Raw genomic sequence first — 19,376 nt, forward strand, 5'->3', positions numbered from 1 at the left:
GATCGCGACAGTCTCACCGGCGAGAGGGCGCCTTACCTCGTCCGAAAGCGTGGCGCGAGACCCGCCCGGAGGTTCTTTCGATCCAGGTCAGAGCCAACCGTCATACCGGCGTAAGCCGGTATGACGATGCCTTAACTCCGCGCGCGCACCAGCCGCTGCACGACCTTGGCCAGCAGCTCCACTTCCTCGCAGGTGTTGTAGAACGCCAGCGAGGGACGCACCGTGGCCTCCACTCCGAAGCGGCGCAGGATCGGCTGGGCGCAGTGGTGGCCGGAGCGCACCGCGATGCCTTCCTCGTTCAGCGCCTTGCCCACTTCTTCGGTCTGGTAGCCCTGCAGCACGAAGGACATGACGCTGGTCTTTTCCTTCGCCGTGCCGATCATGCGCAGGCCGGGGATCGGCAGCAGCAGGCTGGTGGCGTACTCCAGCAGGTCGTGCTCGTAGCTCGCCACGTTCTCCAGGCCCAGGCGCTCGAGATAGTCCAGCGCCGCGCCGAGGCCGACGGCGTCGGCGATGTTGCCGGTACCGGCTTCGAAGCGCGCCGGCGCACCGTGGTAGACGGTCTTCTCGAAAGTCACGTCCTGGATCATGTTGCCGCCGCCCTGCCAGGGCTGGGTCTGCTCCAGCAGCTCGCGCTTGCCGTAGACCACGCCGATGCCGGTGGGGCCGAAGATCTTGTGCCCGGAGAAGACGTAGAAGTCGGCATCCAGCGCGCGCACGTTGACCCGCAGGTGCGACACCGCCTGCGCACCGTCGATCAGCACTTTCGCGCCGGCGCGGTGGCCCATCTCGACGATCTGCTGCACCGGCACGATGGTGCCCAGCGCGTTGGACACCTGGGTGACGGACACGATCCTGGTGCGGTCGCTCAGCAGCTTCTGGTATTCGTCGAGACGGACCTGGCCGCTGTCGTCGACCGGGATCACGCGCAGCCTGGCGCCCTTCTCCGCCGCCAGCATCTGCCAGGGCACGATGTTGGCGTGATGCTCCAGGTGGGAGACGATGATCTCGTCGCCCTCGCGGACATGCTGGCGACCCCAGCTCTGCGCCACCAGGTTGATCGCCTCGGTGGCCCCGCGGACGAAGACGATCTCCTCCGGCGAGCTGGCGCCGAGGAAGCGCGCCACCTTGTTGCGCGCGCCCTCATAGGCGTCGGTGGCACGGGCCGCCAGTTCATGGGCTGCGCGATGGATGTTGGAATTCTCGTGCGCGTAGAAATACGCCAGGCGGTCGATCACCGCCTGCGGCTTCTGCGTGGTGGCGGCATTGTCCAGCCACACCAGCGGACGGCCGTTGACGCGCTCCTGCAGGATCGGGAAGTCGCGGCGCACGGCCTGCACGTCGAAGTGACGGCGACCTTCCGGCACCGCCGGCGTACCGCGCGCGCGCGGCTGGGCGGACTCGGTGAAATAGTACTGCGGCGCCGCGGGCGCAGCCGCGGCGGGTTCGCGGCGGTGGCCGGCATCCAGGCCCGCAGGCACGGCGAAGTCCGGCACTGTCGGCACCGCCGCCGGCGGGGCGGCGGACGAGGGCCAGCCACTGGCCTCGCCCAGGAAGTAGTAAGGCGTGGACGGCGGCGACACCGGCGCGCCCGGCAGGGCGCCGTCGGTGGGCAGCGGCAGCGGAGTCACCACCGGGATGCCGGCGGCATACGCTTCAGGCACGCCCTGCGACGCGCCGCCGCCATGCGGCAGCGCCGGCGCCAGGGTCGTGTTGAAACCATGCAGGTCCGCGGACTGCGCCTGCGTCGGCAACACCCGCGGCGTGATCGCCGAGGGCGGCGCCGCAGCGGCCGCGGCGGCCGGCTGCGACACCGGGAAGGGTGGCGTGGCCGGCAGGCTGGTGGCCAAGGGCAGCGGGTTGCCCTGCGGCAGCGTCGGCACTCCCGGCAGCGGCGGCGTGCCAAGAGCGGCGGGGCGCGCCGGCGCCGTCGGCCATTGGCCCCCAGGCGCGGCGCTGAACAGCTCGTTGGCCAGGCGTGTCAGTGCCGCGATATCGGGAAGCCCCGTCGCGCCGGACGCTGCAAGATCACTTGTAGGTGTCGGGGTAGTCATGGAACTTGTTCACTTCCACCTCGTCCAGGATCGCCACTGCGTCGTCGGTCAGCACCGCCAGCGAGCAGTACAGCGAGATCAGGTAGGAAGCGATGGCAAAGCGGTCGATGCCCATCAGTCGCACCGACAGCCCCGGGCTCTGCTCGCCCGGCAGGCCGGGCTGGAACAGGCCGACCACGCCCTGGCGCTTGTCACCCACGCGCAGCAGCAGGATCTTGGTCTTGCCGTCCGCCACCGGCACCTTGTCCGAAGGGATCAGCGGGATGCCGCGCCAGGTCAGGAACTGCGCGCCGAACAGGCTCACGGTCGGCGGCGGCACGCCGCGACGGGTGCACTCGCGGCCGAAGGCGGCGATCGCCAGCGGATGCGTCAGGAAGAAAGCCGGCTCCTTCCAGACCTTGGTCAGCAGTTCGTCCAGGTCGTCCGGCGTCGGCGCGCCGCTGAGCGGGAAGATGCGCTGGCTCTCCACGACATTGGCCAGCAGGCCGTAGTCCGGGTTGTTGATCAGCTCGTTTTCCTGGTGCTCCTTGATCGTCTCGATGGTCAGCCGCAGCTGTTCCTTGATCTGATCGTGCGGGCTGGAGTAGAGGTCGGAGACGCGCGTGTTGATGTTGAGCTTGGTGGTCTGCGCGTTGAGGAAATACTCGCGCGGATGCTCTTCGTAGTCGACGAAGGAATCGGGCAGCTCGCCGGATTCCTTGGCGGTGCAGGCGGTGCGGATGTCGGCCGGGTTGCGCACCTTGTTGACGCGGTAGATACCCGCTTCCACCGGCAGCCACTGCAGCAGGTGCACCAGCCAGCGCGGCGTGATGATCGAGTATTGCGCCGGCGTCTTGGTGGCATTGGCAAGTTGGCGCGCGCCACTCTCGCCCAGGGTCTGGGGGGGCGTTGTATCAGCCATGGGGAATCACTCCTGCGGAAGGAAAAGCGAAAGCGGTATAAGCTTAGATTCGCCGGATATGAGGGCGCCTTCTACAGGCTATCGCCACCATTGAGCTGCGCTTCATAGACGCGCGGCGGTATGACCGCACGCTCGCTGTGCTCGATCAGCGCGGCGATCGGCGAGCCCAGCGCCAGCGCCAGCTTGCGGATCGTCGCCAGCGAGGGGCTGACCACGCCGCGCTCGATCTCGCCGAGGTAGCTGCGGTTGAGGTCGGCGGCCTCGGCCAGCCGCTCCTGCGACCAGGCCTGGCGCTTGCGCGCCGCGCGGATGACCTGGCCGAATTGTCTTTCCAGATTGCTGCTCATGTGCTTCCCTTGATGTCGGTTGCTGCCGATTCCTGTTGCGAACGCGCCTGCGTGACCTGGCTGCCGGGGGGCACGCTGCGCGTCAGCCAGACGTTGCCGCCGATGCTGGAGCCGCGGCCGATGGTGATGCGGCCGAGGATGGTGGCGCCGGCGTAGATCACCACGTCGTCCTCCACCACCGGGTGGCGCGGCGCACCCTTCTGCAGGACGCCGTCCTCGCCGGTCTCGAAGCGCTTGGCGCCCAGCGTCACCGCCTGGTAGAGGCGCACGCGCTCGCCGATCACGGCGGTTTCGCCGATCACCACGCCGGTGCCGTGGTCGATGAAGAAGCTTTCGCCGATGCGCGCACCGGGATGGATGTCGATGCCGGTCTCGGAGTGGGCAATTTCGGCCAGGATGCGCGCCAGCAGCGGCACACCCAGGCCATAGAGCTGGTGCGCCAGGCGGTGATGGATGATCGCCAGGATGCCCGGGTAGCACAGCAGCACCTCGTCGACGCTGCGCGCTGCCGGGTCGCCGCGATAGGCCGCCTCGACGTCGGAATCCAGCAGGCCGCGCAGCCGCGGCAGCCCCGCGGCGAACTCGCGCACGACCGTCACGGCGCGCTGTTCGACGTCGGCGGTGCCGAGCTGCTCGTGGCGCGCGGTGTAGGTCAGCTCCAGGCGTACCTGCTCGAGCAGCGCATTGAGCGCCGCGTCCAGCGTATAGCCCACATAGAAGTCTTCGCTTTCCTGGCGCAGGTCGGCCGGGCCCAGGCGCATCGGGAACAGGGCGCCGCGCAGGCCGGCGGCGATCGCCTGCAGGGCCTCGCGCGAGGGGAATTCGCGGCCACCGAACTCGCGGTTGCGGTGCCTCGCCTCGCGCCAGCGGCTGCGCACCTGGTGCAGTTCGCCGACGATACGCTCCAGGTCCCAGTGCTGTGCGGCCGCCAGCGGCGCCACGACGACGTCATGGCGGCTCATGCAGCCTCCGGCAGCGGGCCATGCCCGCGGTGCTTGTTCATCGCCCCCTCCTCCGTCCGACGACCGCGGCCACGCTCAGTCCTGGATCCAGGGCAGGCTGTGCGAACGCCAGCCGCCGCGGGCGCCGCGACGGTTGTGCTCGTCGATCTCGCCCTCGAAACCTTCGAGGATGTTGAACACGCTGCCGAAGCCGGCCTTGGTCGCCGCCTCCGCCGCCAGCACCGAGCGGCGGCCGCTGCGGCACAGCAGCAGCAGCACCGCGCCCTTCGGCGCCTTGGCCTCGAGCTCGCGCACGAAACGCGGATTGCGGATCAGCGAGGTGCCGGTGGCCCAGGCCACGTGCAGGCTGCCGGGTACGTGGCCGACGAACTTGCGCTCCTCGGCGGTGCGCACATCCACCAGCACGGCCAGGCCCGAGGAATACAGGCTCCAGGCCTCCACCGGTTCGATGCCGCCGGCGTAGGACAGGCCCAAGGCCTGTGCACGGGCGCGGGCATCGATCAGCGACGGATGCGACGGATCGCCGACGACGACCGGCGGAACCGAGGCATTGGCGACCTGGGACTGGATGGCGGCGGACATGGTGACCTCTCTGGCGGTTGCGTCCATGATCGGACGACATGGCCAGCATCCTAGACGTCCCGGGCCCAATCTCTAACTAATATAAATTCAGGTCTAAATTCCATTCCGTTATAAGTAGGCGGATCAGGAATTTGGCGACGATCGCCCGGATTCCTGCCTATCGCCGCCATGCCTCCGGATGCCCGGCATATAAATACAATCCGATATTCTTTTACTTTGGGGTCGCCCCCGAATACCTTGCGCCTACAACTAATTGTTCAGGCCCGGGGTATTTGAAATGTTTGGGGAATCCACTTCACGGCACCCGCGCTGGCGTCGTTTCGCCGCGCTCGCAGCACTGACGCTGCCTCTGCCGGCCATCGCCACCAACGGCTACTTCGCCCATGGCTACAGCGCCTCGCAGCGCGCCATGGGCGGTGCCGGCACCGCGCTGACCGAGGATGCGCTGATCTCCACGATCAACCCCGCCGGCCTGGTCTGGGTCGGCAACCGCGTCGACGTCAACATCAGCGTGTTCTCGCCGGTGCGCGACTACACCAGCTACGCGCGTGGTGAGGACGCCAACATCGGCATCATCGCCATCGACCCGGCCACGGTGAAGAGCGACAACGACCTGTTCTACATCCCCGGCTTCGCCTACAGCCGCCGCATCGACGACTTCTCCAGCTGGGGTATCGCGGTCTACGGCAACGGTGGCATGAACACCGAGTACCAGGGCAACACGGCGCAGTTCGGGCAGGGCTTCGGCCTGGGCCCGCTGACCTTCGCCACCCAGTGCGGCGGCACCTTCGGCGGCGGCGCGCCGGTGGCCGGCGCGGCCGACCCGATCGGCTTCTGCGGCAACGCCCGCGGCGCCGCCTCGGTCAACCTGATCCAGCTGTTCATCGTGCCGACCTATTCGTTCAAGATCGGCGAGCGCAGCTCGATCGGCATTTCGCCGCTGCTCGCCGGCCAGCGCTTCCGCGCCGACGGCCTGCAGGCCTTCGCGCCGTTCTCCAACGCGCCCGACAAGGTCACCGACAACGGCTACGACCGCTCCTACGGCTATGGTGGCCGCGTCGGCGTGCTGACCGGTGTGATCCCCGGCGTGGGCATCGGCGCGTCCTACCAGACGCGGGTGCGCATGACCGAGTTGAAGGACTATGCCGGCCTGTTCGCCGAGGAAGGCGACTTCGACATTCCCTCGACCTGGAACGTCGGCCTGTCCTTCCATCCCAGCGAGAACCTGCGCCTGGCGGTGGACTACCAGCGCATCAACTTCAGCGAAGTGGCCTCGGTCGGCAACCCGCTGGACCCCAACCGTTTCGTCAACGACTGCGCCCTGCCGCGCCTGCTCAACGGCATCATCCCGATCGTCGGCAGCGACGCCCCCAGCAGCGCCTGCCTCGGCGCCGCCAACGGCCCCGGCTTCGGCTGGGAGGACGTGCAGGTCTACAAGTTCGGCGCGCAGTACAAGTTCGCCGCGTTCAAGTTCCGCGCCGGCTACAGCTTCGCTAGGAGCCAGCCGATCCCCGAGAACGAGGTGCTGTTCAACATCCTGGCGCCGGCCGTCGTGGAGAAGCACTTCACCGCGGGCCTGAGCTACCAGTATTCCAAGGCGGTCGGCTTCGACCTCGCCGCGATGTACGCGCCGGACAATCCGGTGCGCGGCAAGAACCCGTTGAGCAACGTCGAGGCGAACCTGGTCCAGATTCTCGCCGGCGGCGCCGCCGGCGGCAGCCCGGCGCTGGAAAATGCCTTCGACGCCGACCCGCAGGATCAGGACATATCGATCGATATGCACCAGTGGGAGATCACGCTCGGCTTCAACTACCGCTTCTGAAAACCCCGGTATCCCCAATGAACATCCTCCGTCATACCGCGCCGCGCCTGCTGCGCGACACGCTCGCCGTCCTCGCCGCCGCTGTGCTCGGCCTGGTGCTCAGCACCGGCAAGGCCTGGTCGGCCGAGCTGCTCAAGCCCTACGTGCTGGCCTACACCACCGCCGCCGCGCTCGAGGCCGAGGTGGCCGCGGTGAAAGGCAAGCTCGCCGCCGCCGGCTTCGAGGTGATCGGCGAATACGCCCCCTACCCCGGCGCCCACGTCGTCGCCGTGACCCATGCCGAACTGAAGGCCGCCGCCGCCAGGCCGGCGCTGTCGGCCTTCGGCGCCACGATCCACGTCGGCTTCACCACGGTCGACGGCAAGCTGCAGGTCAGCTACCTCAACCCGCGCTATCAGGCCGCCGCCTACCGCCTGTCCACCGACCTGGGCGGCGTCGCCCAGACCCTGGCCAAGACCCTGGGCAGCCAGCAAAGCTTCGGCGCCGACGAGGGCCGCACGGCCGAGCAGCTGCGCGACTTCCGCTACATGGTCGGCATGGAAACCTTCGAGGACACCTACGACCTCGGCAGCCACGCCAGCTACGAAGCCGCGGTGAAGGCCGTGGAAGCCAACCTGCAGAAGCAGGTCGGCGGCGCCGCCAAGGTCTACCGTCTCGACCTGCCGGGCCAGCGCACGCTGTTCGGCGTGTCGCGCGCCCAGGTCACCGACCCGCGCGCCAACGACAAGCACATCCTGCAGGACACGGTGGACCAGAAGTTCAGCATCAAGACCACCGCCTACCTGCCCTACACCCTGCTGGTGGACGGCAAGCAGGTCAAGGCCCTGCACATGCGCTTCCGCATGGCGGTCTGGCATCCTGACCTGACGATGGTGACCTTCGGCAAGCTGATGAGCAGCCCCGGCGCCATCGAGGAACTGCTGGCCAAGGTCAGCGGTGGCAAGAAGGAAAGCTTCAGCTTCTAGGGAAGCGAAGGAAGCGGAGGATCACATGAGCATCGTCTTCAGTCTCCCGGACGCCCTGGCCTCGCTGGCCGGCGGCCTGCTGATCGGCGGATCGGCCGCGCTGCTGCTACTGGGCAGCGGCCGCATCGCCGGCATCAGCGGCATCTTCGGCAACGCGCTCAGCACCGCCCCCGACCGCGTGCGCGTCGTCTTCCTGCTCGCACTGCTGACCACGCCCTGGCTGTGGCGCCTGGTGCAGCCGCTGCAGCTCGGCGGCGCACTGGCCACGCCGCAGTGGGGCGCCCTGATCGGCGCCGGCCTGCTGGTTGGCGTCGGCACCCAGCTGGGCAACGGCTGCACCAGCGGCCACGGCGTCTGCGGCCTGGCCAACTTCTCGCTGCGCAGCCTGGTGGCGGTGCTGACCTTCATGGGCGTGGCGATGATCGTCGTCGCGCTGGGCTTCGGAGTCACGGCATGAGCAACAACAAGCAGATTTTCGCCGCCGGCGCCGCCGGCCTGCTGTTCGGCTTCGGCCTGATCCTGTCCGGCATGACCGACCCGGCCAAGGTCCGTGCCTTCCTCGACATCACCGGCCAATGGAATCCGGCGCTGGCCTTCGTCATGGGCGGCGCCATCCTGGCCGCCCTGCCCGCCTTCGCCTGGGCCCGCCGCCACCAGACCACGCTGGCCGGCGCGCCGCTGACCCTGCCCAACCGGACCCTGATCGACGCCCGCCTGGTCGGTGGCGCCGCCCTGTTCGGTGCCGGCTGGGGCCTGTCGGGCCTCTGCCCCGGCCCGGCCCTGGTGGTCGGCTCCAGCGGCAGCCTGCCGGTGCTGGCCTTCATCGCCGCGATGGGCCTGGGCATCCTGCTGTCGCGCCGCTTCCTCGCTCCTCGCATCGCGGTGGACCCCGCCGGCGCCGGCCTGCCCGCGCAGCGCTGACAGCGCCGGCTGGCCTTCGCGTCATGGACAAACGCGACATTCGGCACTGATAGTGCCCGGTCGGGGCGCAACACCCCGATGCGGTTTCCCGCTCCCGCCCCCGACGCCCCTTCCCCGCGTCGGGGGCAGGGGTTGGTTTGATTGCACGGCCTCAAGGTCCGCGCCCTCCAGCGCGACGCGCGGCATGAGCCCCGCCGCTACCATATCGGTCCCGACGCCCTGCGGCGTCCAAGCCAAGGACCCCGCGATGTCCCACATCAAGACCACCATTGACGGACATGTGCTGGAGATCAGGATCGACCGGCCGGAGAAGCTCAATGCGCTCTCGCCGCAGATGTATGACGACATCTGCCTCGCCCTGGGAGCACTGGATCGCTCGGACGACCTCCGCGTCGGCCTGATCCACGCCGAAGGCAAGCACTTCAGCGCCGGCATCGAACTGGACAAGTGGGCACCGATCTTCGCCGCGGGCAAGGGCTTCCCGATCCCGGAAGGCGGAATAGACATGTTCGGCCTGAAAGGCCCGCGTTGCCGCAAGCCGGTGGTCATCGCGGTGCAGGGCTACGCCTATACCTGGGCGGTCGAGATCCTGCTCACCACGGATGTCCGCGTCGCCGCCGAGGACACGCAGTTCGCCATGCTCGAGGTCAAGCGCGGCATCTATCCCTGTGGCGGCGCCACGCTGCGCCTGCCGCAGCAGATGGGCTGGTCCAATGCCCAGCAGTATCTGCTGACAGGCGAGGCCTGGAGCGCGGCGGAAGCGCACCGCACCGGGCTCGTGCAGAAAGTCGTGCCCCCGGGCGAGCAATACCCTGCGGCCAGGGCCATCGCCGACAGGATCGCGGCCGCCGCTCCGCTGGGCGTCGGCGCGATCCTGAAATCCTCGCGGCTGGCGCACACGGACGGAGAAGCCGTTGCGGCCAGGCATCTGTTCGACGACATGACACGGGTCATGGGCAGCGAGGATGCGCAGGAAGGCGTGCGCTCGTTCATGGAAAGGCGCGCCGCGGTGTTCAAGGGACGCTGATCCGCGGAACGGATACCCGATGACGATCCCCTCCGAACACCTGCTGGTCATCGACGGAAACAACCTGGTCCGGAGGATTCATGCCGCGATCAAGCAGGAAGATCCGGCAACGCAGATCGCGGAGACGCTCCGGTCTTGCCGGGGGTCTTTCCGAAGGGCGCGCGAGAACCATCCCCATACGCATGCCGTAGCGGTTTTCGATGCCAGCGGCCAGAACTGGAGACACCGGCTCTATCCGCAATACAAGGCGGACCGGGGCCCCTCCCCCGATGGCCTGGCCGATCTCATGAAGAGCTTGCGCACGGAACTGGAGGCTCAGCGGCTGCGAACGGTCAGCGTGCCCGACATCGAGGCGGACGACGCGATCGCCGTGCTCGCCCTGCGCTGGCAGCAGCGGAATCGCGGGGCCATGACCATTCTCTCCACCGACAAGGATCTCTGTGCCTTGCTGAGCCCCTCGGTGTCCGTCTACGACCACTTCACCAACGTCAACCGCGACGCCGCCTGGGTGCTCGCCAGGTTCGGCATCGAGCCGGGCCTGATCCAGGATTACCTGGCCCTGGTGGGCGACAAGACGGACAACATTCCCGGGGTGAAGGGGATTGGTCCCGTCACGGCCGTGAAGCTCCTGCGGGAGTTCAAGTCCCTGCAGGGGATTCTCGAAAGCCGCTCGATCCAGAAAGTGGCAAGACAGGTCATGCGGGATCGCGAAATGGCCCTGGTGTCGCAGGCACTGGTCCAGTTCAAGACCGACGTGTCGATTGGCCTGTCATGGGCCGACCTGCGTGCAGGTGATGGGGTCGGACGCGATGAGTGACCGCGATCGCCGCTGCGGGACCTGTCCGGCGCCCCCCTAAACCGGGGAGGGGACGAATCACGGCCCCTGCCTTAGCCTTGCTTCGCGAAGGGAGAATCGTCCTGGTCGCGGCCTGCTCTCAGGCCGGTCGGTGCACCGGCGATCTGCCATCCGTTTCCAGGGCCCCCGGCCCTGAAGCACCTGCCCCAGGAATGATCGGCCCCAAACATGAAACTGCATGGACTGCTAACCGTCGGCCTCGCTTTCGTCCTCACGACGCTTGCAGCGGGGCCGTGTCGCGCGGCCGCCGCGGCGGGCGAATCGGCAAGCGCGGATGACATCCTGCAGGCCCATGTCGAGGCCAGCGGCGGCAGCGCCAACCTGGCGCGCATCCAGAACCGTACGACCGAGTCGAAGCTGTCGATGGGATGGCTGAGCGCAAGCCTGAAGTCGACCCTGGTCCAGCCGAACCTCTTCCTGGATGAGGCCAGCATGCTGGCCGCATCCAGCAGCAGCGGGTACGACGGCCATACCGGCTGGAAGCGCGACGGCAGCAAGATCGAAGCCCTCCAGGGCAACGAACTGGCCCGCACGCTCCGCGGGCACAGCCTGGACTGGCATCTCAAGCTCCCGAGCTGGTATCCGCAGCGCAAGCGCCTGCCTGACGCCGAACTGGAAGGAACGCCGGTGCATGTCCTGGAACTCACCGCCAGCACCGGCGAGAAGGAGATCTGGCGCCTCGACGCCGGGAGCGGCCTGCTGCTCCAGGTCGAGGGCTTCGCCTTCGAGAAGGACAAGCCGCCCGTCAAAGCCTTCACGACATTCAGCGACTACCGGAAGATCGACGGCGTCGTGCTGCCCTACAAGACCACGATCAGCGACGGCAAGCGGACCTTTACCGTCGTGGTGCAATCGCTGAAGCACAACCTGGCCGTTACTCCGCCACGCCTGCCGGCCAAGGAGTAACGGCTCCGGGATTCGCGCTGCGCGATCTACGCCGCCAGCATCTCGCGGTTGCGGAGCTGGTCGCGCAGCACGCCGTCGCTGCCGAACAGGCGCTGGCGCCATTCCTCGACCAGGGCACGGGTGTCGTGCTTGGCCGGGTGAAAGCCAGGGCGCCAGAACACGCCCATCTTCGGCAGGATGCGCGTGACGAAGCCCTCGCGCCCCAGCAGCAGGCGCAGACCGCGCGCATGCTCGCGCAGCTGGCCGGCCTGCGGATCACGCAGCACCAGCCAGGCCCAGCTGAGGACGATGGGCGGCAACAGCGCCGCCACCACCAGCGGCATCGCCAGGCGGCGCTCGATTTCGCGATTGCCGATCGCCTCGTAGACATCGAAGGCCACGGCCTTGTGCTCCAGTTCCTCCAGCGCGTGCCATTGCCAGAGCTTGATCATCTCGGGATCGGTCTGGCGGATGAAACTTTCGTCGGTCAGCAGCAGCTGGCCGAGCCGCGCGGTGAAGTGCTCCATGAAGCCGGTGCAGGCCAGCTGCTGGCTGGGCGGCAGGCGCTCCAGCAACCACAGGCCGCCGCGGATCATGCGGTCCGGCACCGCGGTGTCGAAGCCATGCTGCTTGAAATGCTCGTTGAGCTTTTCGTGCTCGTGGCCGTGGATCGCCTCCTGCCCCATGAAACCCGAGACCTGCGCCTTCAGCGTCGGGTCGGTGATGCGGTCGCGGTAGCGCCGTACCGATTCGGCGAAGAAGCGTTCGCCCGGCGGGAAGATGCCGGACAGCACGGCATGGAAGGCGGTCACCAGCGCGTTGTCGGCGAAGGGATAGCGCGGCGGATGCTCCGGCACGCGGAAGTCGATATGGCGCGGCGGGATGCCGACACGCGCTCCGGCGGGCAGGCGGGCGGCGGCTTTCATGTCGGCGGCGATACGGCTCACGGGTGACTCCTGTTCGATGTCCGGGTCGCCGGGAGCGGCGCTGCGTGACCCGCGTTGACTTCTCCCGGCACTTGGTCAAGGCTATTCCGAGCAAATGTTCGGATTCAATTCGGATCGGGAAATGCCCAGGAAACCCAGTCAGGAACGCGCCAAGGCAACGGTGGAAGCCATTGTCTCCGCAGGATTTATCGCCCTAGGACGAGACGGCCTCAAGGGCTGTACCACGCGCGGCATCGCCGATCTCGCCGGGGTCGGTATCGGATCGCTGTACGAGTATTTTTCGGACAAGAACGAGATTTTCGCGGCCATGAGCGAGCAACTGGCCTCCGACGTGGTGGCGACGATCCGCGCCTCGACGCCCGTCGCGGCACGCCTGGACGTGCGCTCGGCCGTGCTGGTGCTGGCGAAGAACTTCCGCGAGTTGCTGGAGCGCAACGATGGCCGCTACCTGCGCTGCGCACGCCATGTCGTGCAGATGGACATCCAGAAGCAGCTGGCGCGCATCGACAAGGCCTTGCTGGACCTGGCGATGCAGTTCGTCATGCACCACCCCGAGCTGATGCGCCTGAAGCGGCTGCCGGCGATGAGCTACCTGTTCATCCACGGCGGCGTCGCCGCGGTGGTGCGCTATCTGTCCGACCCCAAGCCGCAGCTCACTTTCGACGACATCGCCGAAGGCCTGGCGCTGATGGTGGAGCACAGCCTGCAGGGCGAACTGCGCGCCGCGGGCTGAGCGCCGCCGCCAGCCTGACAAGCACCGGGATTCATTCAGCCAGCGTTCGGTTTTCATCCGTAGACTCTGTTCCCAAGAGATCACCCCCTTCGGTCTCCCAGGAGGTTCCCCCAGACCTCCGCACCCCCCAAGGTCCGCAGTCCTCCCCCGGCTGCGGGCCTTTTCTATTGGGGCGCCTGAACAAGCTTTTGATTTTCTTGAGCTCGCCGACGAGGGATCACCCCAGCCGCTGCGCCCGGTAGGCCATCGGCGATATCCCCTTCCAGCGCTTGAAGGCGTGCACGAAGGCCGCCGGCTCGGAGTAGCCCAGGCGGTAGGCCACCTCCTCCAGCTTCAGCTTGGCGGTGGTCAGCAGTTCCTCGGCCAGGGCCTGGCGCACTTCGTCGACCAGGGCGCGGAACGAGGTGTCCTCCTCCACCAGGCGCCGGCGCAGGCTGCGCACGGCCATGTGCATCTCCTCGGCCACGGTTTCGATGCCGGGCATTTCGCCCGGATTGCGCAGCAGGCGGTCGCGCACCTTGCCGGCGACGCCGGTACGCACCTGGCGGCGCGCCAGCAGCTGGCTGCACTGTTCCAGGCACATGCGCGCCATCACGGTGTTGCCCTGCGGCAGCGGCGCATCGACGTAGGCGGCGTCGAGCCAGACGCTGTTCTCGGCGGCATCGAACAGCGGTTCGGCACCCAGCATCTCGCGATAACGGCCGGCGTAGGCCGGGCGGCGGAAGGCGAACTGCGCGCCCAGTACCGGCAGGCCGCCGGGGCGCAGCTCGCGCACCATGTTGATGAAGGCGGCGAAGTCGCGCTCCAGCAGGAAGCGGCGGGTGTCGGGCGGGATGTCGCGGTCGTCCATCAGCACCTGCAGCTGGCCGCGCTGCTCGCGCAGGCCGAAGCGCACGAAGGCGTAGCTCAGGTCGAGGTAGCGCAGGGCGATGTCGGCGGCGCTGCGGAAGGTGGGGCTGGACAGCAGGGCGAATCCCCAGATGCCATACGCGGAGAGGTGATACCGCAGGCCCGCTTCCAGGCCCAGGCCCGGGATATGTCCAAGCGCCTCGACCAGGTTGCCGGCCACGCGCAGCTCCTGCGCCGCGGTGATTTCCTGCTGCGGATCGGCCAGCACTCCCGTCCCGATGCCGCTGCCTTCCAAGGCGGCGGCGGCCTGCAGGCCGTGCTCGGCCGCCAGCTGTACCAGCAGCTGGACGCTGACGACGCTGCGACGAACCTGTTCGTAGGGCATATTCTTGACCAGGGGACGTGGCCGGAATTATCAATGTAATGGCCGTGCGCGTCATCCACCCCCGGGGCGGGCGCCGCCATGATCCGCTCCACTGGTTTAAAACGACGAGGAGAACCATGGCCAACACCACGAACGCACCGCTGCAGGTTGCCATCATCGGCGCCGGCTTCGGCGGCCTGGGCATGGGCTACTACCTGAAGCAGGCCGGGATCGAGAACTTCACGATCTTCGAGAAGGCCGACGAGGTCGGCGGCACCTGGCGCGAGAACACCTACCCGGGCTCGGGCTGCGACATTCCCTCGCACCTGTATTCCTATTCCTTCGAGCCGCACTACCCCTGGGCCTACCGCTACGGCAAGCAGGCCGAGATCCTGGAGTACCAGCGCCACGTAGCGCGCAAGTACGGCCTGGGTCGCCACATCCGCTTCAATGCCGAGATCAGCGCCACGGAATTCGACGAGGCCAGCGGCCTGTGGACGCTGCAGCTGCCCGGTGGCGAGCGCATCCAGGCACGCCAGGTGGTCAGCGCCGTGGGCCAGCTGCACCGTCCGGCCTATCCGAAGCTGCCGGGGCTGGAGCGCTTCAAGGGCAAGGCCTTCCACTCGGCACGCTGGGACCATGGCTTTGACCTCAAGGGCAAGAGCGTCGCCGTGATCGGCACCGGCGCCAGCGCAGTGCAGTTCGTGCCGGAGATCGCCAAGCAGGTGCAGAAGCTGCACGTGTTCCAGCGCACGCCGGGCTGGTTCGTGCCGAAGTTCGAGAAGGCCTTTGGTCCGTTCACGCAGTGGCTGCTCAAGACCTTCCCGATCCTTCACGACATCGACCGCTGGCGCATCTTCTTCGTCGCCGAGACGCTGGCCTACGCCTACAACGGCAACAAGTGGGTCGAGAAGCTGGTGACGCTGCTGGCCAGGACGCACCTGCGCATCCAGGTGCGCGATCCGCAGCTGCGCGCCAGGCTGACGCCGGACTTCCCGGTGGGCTGCAAGCGCATCCTGCTGAGCAACGACTGGCTGCCGACGATGGTGCGCCCCAACGTGGAAGTGGTGGCCGACGCGATCCGCGAGGTCACCGAGGACGGCGTGATCACCGCCGACGGCAAGCTGCGCAAGGTCGACGCGCTGATCTACGGCACCGGCTTCACCGCCACCGACTTCCTCGCACCGATGCAGGTGCGCGGCCTCGGTGGGCAGGACCTGCGCCAGACCTGGAGGGACGGCGCCGAGGCCTACCTGGGCATGTCGGTCGCCGGCTTCCCCAACTTCTTCATGCTCTACGGGCCCAACACCAACGTCGGCTCCGGCTCGATCATCCACATGCTGGAATGCCAGCAGCGCTACATCGCGCAGATGGCGCAGGCGCAGCTGCGGCAGGGCTGGCGCTATGCCGACCTGCGCACCGAAGCCCAGGTGGCCTACCGCGAGGAGATCCAGCTGCGCAGCTCGCAGACCACCTACGCCGGCAACTGCCAGAGCTGGTACAAGACCGCCGAAGGCCGCAACACCAACAACTGGGTGGGCTCGATGCTGGAGTTCCGCCGCCGCACCGCGCAGCCCGACTTCGCCGCCTACCGCACGGCGACGCAGGAACCCGCCGCCTCCTTGTCCCGCGCAGCCTGAGGACCCGTCCATGTCCGGCAATTTCACGCGCAGTGTGCTGCGCCTGCTGGTCCGCCTGACGCTCAAGCCGGTGCTGGGGCCCTCGGTCCCGGTGCGCATGCAGCGCCGCCTGCTGAAGGCCGCGGGCATCGCCACGCGTGTACCGCGCGAGGTGAAGGTGACGCCGCGCATGCTCGGTGCCGCGCCGGGTGAGACGCTGCAACTCGAGGGCGCAGCGGCGCAGGGCGCGGCGATCCTGTTCCTGCACGGCGGCGGCTATTGCGTCGGCTCGCTGGATTCGCACCGGCCGCTCAGCGCCACGCTGGCCAAGGCCAGCGGCCTGACGGTGTTCGCGCTGGACTACCGGCTGGCGCCGGAACACCCCTATCCGGCGGCCCTCAACGACGCCGTGGCGGCCTATCGCACGCTGCTCGACGAGGGCCATGAGCGCATTTTCCTGGCCGGCGATTCCGCCGGTGGCGGCCTGGCGCTGGCCACGGCACTGAGCCTGCGCGACGCCGGCCTGCCGGCCCCGCCGGCACTGCTGCTGATCTCGCCCTGGACCGATCTCGGCTGCAGCGGCGCCACCATGGTCAGCCACGCCGCGCATGACCCGATGCTGTCGCAGCCGGGGCTGCAGCGCTGGGCCGCGGCCTACGTCGGCCGTGTGCCCACCGATCATCCGCTGTGCTCGCCGCTGTTCGCCGACCTGCGCGGCCTGTCGCCGATCCTGATCCAGAGCGGCAGCGACGAAGTGCTGCTGGACGACACGCTGCGCATCGAGAAGGCGCTGCAGCAAGCCAAGGTGCCGGTGACGCTGCAGGTCTACCCGGGCCTGTGGCACGACTTCCACCTGCAGGCCGGCGTGATGCGCGAGGCCGACGAGGCGATCGGCAAGCTCGCCGCGTTCGCCGTGGAAATCCTGACCGCCGCACCCGCGCCGCGCCGCCGCCGCGCCGTGTAACCGGAGCCGACCATGGACGAGTACGACTACATCATCGTCGGAGCCGGCTCCGCCGGCTGCGTGCTGGCCAACCGCCTCTCGGCCGACGGCCAGGCGCGCGTCTGCCTGCTGGAAGCCGGCCCGGTCGACAGCAACCCGCTGATCCACATGCCGCTGGGCGTGGTCGCGCTGGTGCGCGGCTGGTTCGCCAACTGGAACTTCTGGACCGAGCCGCAGCCGCATTGCGCCGGCCGGCGCATCCACCAGCCGCGCGGCAAGGTGCTGGGCGGCAGCAGCAGCATCAACGCCACGGTCTGCACCCGCGGCCACGCCTGGGACTACGACCACTGGGCCGAGCTTGGCTGCGAGGGCTGGTCCTACGACGAGGTGCTGCCCTACTTCCGCAAGTCCGAGAACTACAGCGCGGTGCTGCCCGAGCGCGACCGCCCCTATCACGGCCATGACGGCCCGCTGAGCGTGTCCGAGCGGCGCTACACCAGCCCGCTGAGCGAGACCTTCATCGAGGCGGCGCAGCAGTGCGGCCATTCGCGCAACGACGATTTCAACGGCATGGAGCAGGAAGGCTTCGGTACCTTCAAGGTGTTCCAGAAGGACGGCGAGCGCTGCAGCAACTCCCGCGCCTACCTGACCGACGAGGTGCGCAACCGCCCGAACCTGACGATCCTCACCGGCGCCCATGCCATGCAGCTGCTGCTCGAGGGCAAGCGCGCCGTCGGCGTGAAGCTGCGCCGTGGCGGCCACGACGAGGAACTGCGCGTGCAGCGCGAGGTGATCCTGTCCGCCGGCGCCTTCCAGTCGCCGCAGCTGCTGCTGCTCTCCGGCATCGGCCCCAGGGCGGAGCTGGAGAAGCACGGCATCGCGGTGAAGCACGAACTGCCCGGCGTCGGCGAGAACCTGCAGGACCACCTCGACGTGATCGTCGAGACCCGGGCGAAAAGCCGCGCGCCGATCTCCTGGCACCCGGCCTCGCTGCTGCGCACGCTGTGGAGCCTGCTGCAGTACCTGTTCCTGCGCCGCGGCGAGCTGAGCAGCAACGTGGTGGAGACCGGCGGCTTCTTCAAGTCCGCGCCGGCCGAGCCGATCCCCGACCTGCAGTGCCATTTCGCGCCGACCGCGAACGTCGAGAACGGCTTCCGCCTGTCGGCGATGTTCGGCTACCGCTACATCGCCTTCGTCTGCGACCTGCGGCCGCTGGCGCGCGGCCGCGTGGCGCTGCACAGCGCCGATCCGCTGGCGCCGCCGCTGATCGACGGCAACTTCCTCAGCCAGCAGCGCGACGTGAGCCGCCTGGTCGCGGGCGTGCGCGCCCTGCGGCTGATCCTGGCGCAACGCGCCTTCGACCCGCATCGCGACGTGGAGCTGTCGCCCGGCCCGGCGGTGCAGAGCGACGCCGAACTGGAGGACTGGGTGCGCCGCAATGCCGGCTCCAACTTCCACCCGGTGGGAACCTGCAGGATGGGCACCGACGACATGGCGGTGGTGGACCCGCAGCTGCGCGTGCGCGGCATCGAGGGCCTGCGCGTGGTCGACGCCTCGATCATGCCGACGCTCAACGGCTCCAACACCAATGCGCCGGCGACGATGATTGGCGAAAAAGGCGCCGATCTCATCCTGAGGGGTGGTGCGAACCGCTCGCATTTGCGGCAGGCTTCGCGCGACACCGCAAACTCCTCACTGGAAGCCTCAATCCCATGAAAATCGAAAATTCCGTCTTCATCGTCACCGGCGGCGCCTCCGGCCTCGGCGCGGCCACCGCGCAGGCCCTGGCCGCGCGCGGCGGCAAGCTGCTGATCGCCGACCTCAACGAGGCCGCCGGCACCGCCCTGGCCGCCGAGCTGGGCAACGGCTCGCGCTTCGTGCGCGTGGACGTCAGCAACGAGGAGCAGGTACAAAAGGCCGTGGACGTGGCCGTCAAGGAGATGGGCGGCCTGCATGGCGCGATCAACTGCGCCGGCATCGGCACCCCCGAGAAGGCCCTGGGCAAGGAAGGACCGCAGGCGCTGGCCAACTTCGCCCGCGTGATCAACATCAACCTCACCGGCAGCTTCAACGTCATCCGCCTCGCCGCCTGGGCCATGAGCCAGGCCGCGCCGAGCGCCGACGGCGAGCGCGGCGTGGTGATCAACACCGCCTCGGTCGCAGCCTATGACGGCCAGATCGGCCAGCCCGCCTACGCCGCCTCCAAGGCCGGTGTGGTCGGCATGACGCTGCCACTGGCGCGCGAGTTCGCCCGCTTCGGCATCCGCGTGGTGACGATCGCCCCGGGCCTGTTCGAAACCCCGATGATGGCCGGCCTGCCGCAGCCCGCACAGGAAGCGCTGGGCAAGTCCGTGCCCTTCCCCCCGCGCCTCGGTCGCCCGGCGGAGTTCGCGCAGCTCGCCGTGCAGATCGTCGAGAACATCATGCTCAACGGCGAAACCATCCGCCTCGACGGCGCGCTGCGCATGGCACCGAAGTAAAGGCAATCGTAGCGTGGAGGGGCCCCACGCCAGGAGGCGTGGGGATCCTGGCGTAGCGATTGCCGCAGAAGTCAGAACCGAACCCGCTTACGACACCCGCTTCAAGCACCAGACCTGCG

General features: G+C 68.3%; 19 protein-coding genes. 12 read left to right on the forward strand and 7 right to left on the reverse strand.

The genetic code is table 11. From position 1 onward, the window contains the following. Window positions 1-131: 131 nt before the first annotated feature. The 5 genes from D0B54_RS22585 to D0B54_RS22605 all read right to left on the reverse strand — a co-directional run bounded on the left by D0B54_RS22585 (window position 132) and on the right by D0B54_RS22605 (window position 4,846). A complete protein-coding gene (locus D0B54_RS22585) occupies window positions 132-2,054 on the reverse strand; it encodes a family 2A encapsulin nanocompartment cargo protein cysteine desulfurase (protein ID WP_117294399.1) in 1,923 nt (640 codons plus the stop codon). Then, window positions 2,029-2,955 carry a family 2A encapsulin nanocompartment shell protein gene (locus D0B54_RS22590; protein WP_117294401.1) on the reverse strand — a complete coding sequence of 309 codons (927 nt, stop codon included), beginning with the start codon at window positions 2,953-2,955 and terminating at the stop codon, window positions 2,029-2,031. Before D0B54_RS22590 ends, D0B54_RS22585 begins: the two co-directional genes overlap by 26 nt. Before the next feature lie 71 nt (window positions 2,956-3,026). After that, window positions 3,027-3,302: a helix-turn-helix domain-containing protein gene (locus D0B54_RS22595; protein WP_117294403.1), complete on the reverse strand. Its 276-nt coding sequence runs from the start codon at window positions 3,300-3,302 to the stop codon at window positions 3,027-3,029. Continuing rightward, window positions 3,299-4,264 (reverse strand): serine O-acetyltransferase EpsC, encoded by a 966-nt coding sequence (gene epsC, locus D0B54_RS22600; protein ID WP_117294405.1) that lies wholly within the window; start codon window positions 4,262-4,264, stop codon window positions 3,299-3,301. Before epsC ends, D0B54_RS22595 begins: the two co-directional genes overlap by 4 nt. 75 nt (window positions 4,265-4,339) lie before the next feature. Beyond that, entirely contained in the window at window positions 4,340-4,846 is a 507-nt protein-coding gene (locus D0B54_RS22605; protein WP_117295466.1) for a rhodanese-like domain-containing protein, read from the reverse strand. Window positions 4,847-5,123: 277 nt separating this feature from the next. Here D0B54_RS22605 and D0B54_RS22610 point away from each other — a divergent pair, with 277 nt between their 5' ends. The 7 genes from D0B54_RS22610 to D0B54_RS22640 all read left to right on the forward strand — a co-directional run bounded on the left by D0B54_RS22610 (window position 5,124) and on the right by D0B54_RS22640 (window position 11,343). Continuing rightward, window positions 5,124-6,668 (forward strand): OmpP1/FadL family transporter, encoded by a 1,545-nt coding sequence (locus tag D0B54_RS22610; protein WP_117294407.1) that lies wholly within the window; start codon window positions 5,124-5,126, stop codon window positions 6,666-6,668. A 17-nt stretch (window positions 6,669-6,685) separates the two neighbouring features. Continuing rightward, window positions 6,686-7,633 (forward strand): hypothetical protein, encoded by a 948-nt coding sequence (locus D0B54_RS22615; RefSeq protein ID WP_117294409.1) that lies wholly within the window; start codon window positions 6,686-6,688, stop codon window positions 7,631-7,633. A gap of 25 nt (window positions 7,634-7,658) precedes the next feature. Next, on the forward strand, window positions 7,659-8,090 hold the full coding sequence (locus D0B54_RS22620) for a YeeE/YedE family protein (protein WP_117294411.1): 432 nt from the start codon (window positions 7,659-7,661) through the stop codon (window positions 8,088-8,090). Further along, entirely contained in the window at window positions 8,087-8,554 is a 468-nt protein-coding gene (locus tag D0B54_RS22625) for a DUF6691 family protein (RefSeq protein WP_117294413.1), read from the forward strand. The genes D0B54_RS22620 and D0B54_RS22625 overlap by 4 nt, the downstream gene beginning before the upstream one ends. A gap of 247 nt (window positions 8,555-8,801) precedes the next feature. Then, window positions 8,802-9,581 (forward strand): crotonase/enoyl-CoA hydratase family protein, encoded by a 780-nt coding sequence (locus tag D0B54_RS22630; protein WP_117294415.1) that lies wholly within the window; start codon window positions 8,802-8,804, stop codon window positions 9,579-9,581. Between the two features lie 19 nt (window positions 9,582-9,600). Beyond that, window positions 9,601-10,398 carry a 5'-3' exonuclease H3TH domain-containing protein gene (locus D0B54_RS22635; protein ID WP_162932638.1) on the forward strand — a complete coding sequence of 266 codons (798 nt, stop codon included), beginning with the start codon at window positions 9,601-9,603 and terminating at the stop codon, window positions 10,396-10,398. Between the two features lie 207 nt (window positions 10,399-10,605). Further along, window positions 10,606-11,343: a hypothetical protein gene (locus D0B54_RS22640; protein WP_117294419.1), complete on the forward strand. Its 738-nt coding sequence runs from the start codon at window positions 10,606-10,608 to the stop codon at window positions 11,341-11,343. A gap of 26 nt (window positions 11,344-11,369) precedes the next feature. Here the strand turns inward: D0B54_RS22640 and D0B54_RS22645 are convergent, their stop codons facing one another. Next, window positions 11,370-12,269 (reverse strand): metal-dependent hydrolase, encoded by a 900-nt coding sequence (locus tag D0B54_RS22645; RefSeq protein WP_205527215.1) that lies wholly within the window; start codon window positions 12,267-12,269, stop codon window positions 11,370-11,372. A gap of 121 nt (window positions 12,270-12,390) precedes the next feature. Here D0B54_RS22645 and D0B54_RS22650 point away from each other — a divergent pair, with 121 nt between their 5' ends. After that, the gene (locus D0B54_RS22650) at window positions 12,391-13,002 is read left to right on the forward strand and encodes a TetR/AcrR family transcriptional regulator (RefSeq protein WP_162932639.1); all 612 of its coding nucleotides are present in this window, start codon (window positions 12,391-12,393) and stop codon (window positions 13,000-13,002) included. A gap of 217 nt (window positions 13,003-13,219) precedes the next feature. Here D0B54_RS22650 and D0B54_RS25105 read toward each other — a convergent pair whose 3' ends face one another. Beyond that, the gene (locus D0B54_RS25105; protein WP_117294423.1) at window positions 13,220-14,236 is read right to left on the reverse strand and encodes an AraC family transcriptional regulator; all 1,017 of its coding nucleotides are present in this window, start codon (window positions 14,234-14,236) and stop codon (window positions 13,220-13,222) included. Window positions 14,237-14,352: 116 nt separating this feature from the next. On the opposite strand from D0B54_RS25105, the gene D0B54_RS22660 reads away from it, so the two are divergent. From D0B54_RS22660 to D0B54_RS22675, 4 genes are read left to right on the forward strand one after another with little or no spacing between them, the layout of a single operon-like run. Beyond that, window positions 14,353-15,855: a flavin-containing monooxygenase gene (locus tag D0B54_RS22660; protein WP_117294425.1), complete on the forward strand. Its 1,503-nt coding sequence runs from the start codon at window positions 14,353-14,355 to the stop codon at window positions 15,853-15,855. A gap of 10 nt (window positions 15,856-15,865) precedes the next feature. Then, entirely contained in the window at window positions 15,866-16,798 is a 933-nt protein-coding gene (locus D0B54_RS22665; RefSeq protein WP_117294427.1) for an alpha/beta hydrolase, read from the forward strand. 12 nt (window positions 16,799-16,810) lie between these two features. Then, complete coding sequence (locus D0B54_RS22670) at window positions 16,811-18,493, forward strand: GMC family oxidoreductase (protein ID WP_117294430.1); 1,683 nt, start codon at window positions 16,811-16,813, stop codon at window positions 18,491-18,493. Next, entirely contained in the window at window positions 18,490-19,257 is a 768-nt protein-coding gene (locus D0B54_RS22675) for an SDR family NAD(P)-dependent oxidoreductase (protein ID WP_117294431.1), read from the forward strand. The genes D0B54_RS22670 and D0B54_RS22675 overlap by 4 nt, the downstream gene beginning before the upstream one ends. Window positions 19,258-19,376: the final 119 nt, after the last annotated feature.

The organism is Solimonas sp. K1W22B-7 (assembly GCF_003428335.1).
Lineage (GTDB): Bacteria > Pseudomonadota > Gammaproteobacteria > Nevskiales > Nevskiaceae > Solimonas_A.

What these genes read in the sequence shown, in the direction of transcription:
- D0B54_RS22650 (WP_162932639.1), top strand. Translation starts at nt 12,391, where the DNA reads ATGCCCAGGAAACCCAGTCAGGAACGCGCCAAGGCAACGGTGGAAGCC.
- D0B54_RS22605 (WP_117295466.1), bottom strand. Translation starts at nt 4,846, where the DNA reads ATGTCCGCCGCCATCCAGTCCCAGGTCGCCAATGCCTCGGTTCCGCCG.
- epsC (WP_117294405.1), bottom strand. Translation starts at nt 4,264, where the DNA reads ATGAGCCGCCATGACGTCGTCGTGGCGCCGCTGGCGGCCGCACAGCAC.
- D0B54_RS22660 (WP_117294425.1), top strand. Translation starts at nt 14,353, where the DNA reads ATGGCCAACACCACGAACGCACCGCTGCAGGTTGCCATCATCGGCGCC.
- D0B54_RS22670 (WP_117294430.1), top strand. Translation starts at nt 16,811, where the DNA reads ATGGACGAGTACGACTACATCATCGTCGGAGCCGGCTCCGCCGGCTGC.
- D0B54_RS22675 (WP_117294431.1), top strand. Translation starts at nt 18,490, where the DNA reads ATGAAAATCGAAAATTCCGTCTTCATCGTCACCGGCGGCGCCTCCGGC.
- D0B54_RS22620 (WP_117294411.1), top strand. Translation starts at nt 7,659, where the DNA reads ATGAGCATCGTCTTCAGTCTCCCGGACGCCCTGGCCTCGCTGGCCGGC.
- D0B54_RS22595 (WP_117294403.1), bottom strand. Translation starts at nt 3,302, where the DNA reads ATGAGCAGCAATCTGGAAAGACAATTCGGCCAGGTCATCCGCGCGGCG.
- D0B54_RS22640 (WP_117294419.1), top strand. Translation starts at nt 10,606, where the DNA reads ATGAAACTGCATGGACTGCTAACCGTCGGCCTCGCTTTCGTCCTCACG.
- D0B54_RS25105 (WP_117294423.1), bottom strand. Translation starts at nt 14,236, where the DNA reads ATGCCCTACGAACAGGTTCGTCGCAGCGTCGTCAGCGTCCAGCTGCTG.
- D0B54_RS22590 (WP_117294401.1), bottom strand. Translation starts at nt 2,955, where the DNA reads ATGGCTGATACAACGCCCCCCCAGACCCTGGGCGAGAGTGGCGCGCGC.
- D0B54_RS22615 (WP_117294409.1), top strand. Translation starts at nt 6,686, where the DNA reads ATGAACATCCTCCGTCATACCGCGCCGCGCCTGCTGCGCGACACGCTC.
- D0B54_RS22665 (WP_117294427.1), top strand. Translation starts at nt 15,866, where the DNA reads ATGTCCGGCAATTTCACGCGCAGTGTGCTGCGCCTGCTGGTCCGCCTG.
- D0B54_RS22585 (WP_117294399.1), bottom strand. Translation starts at nt 2,054, where the DNA reads ATGACTACCCCGACACCTACAAGTGATCTTGCAGCGTCCGGCGCGACG.
- D0B54_RS22630 (WP_117294415.1), top strand. Translation starts at nt 8,802, where the DNA reads ATGTCCCACATCAAGACCACCATTGACGGACATGTGCTGGAGATCAGG.
- D0B54_RS22610 (WP_117294407.1), top strand. Translation starts at nt 5,124, where the DNA reads ATGTTTGGGGAATCCACTTCACGGCACCCGCGCTGGCGTCGTTTCGCC.
- D0B54_RS22625 (WP_117294413.1), top strand. Translation starts at nt 8,087, where the DNA reads ATGAGCAACAACAAGCAGATTTTCGCCGCCGGCGCCGCCGGCCTGCTG.
- D0B54_RS22635 (WP_162932638.1), top strand. Translation starts at nt 9,601, where the DNA reads ATGACGATCCCCTCCGAACACCTGCTGGTCATCGACGGAAACAACCTG.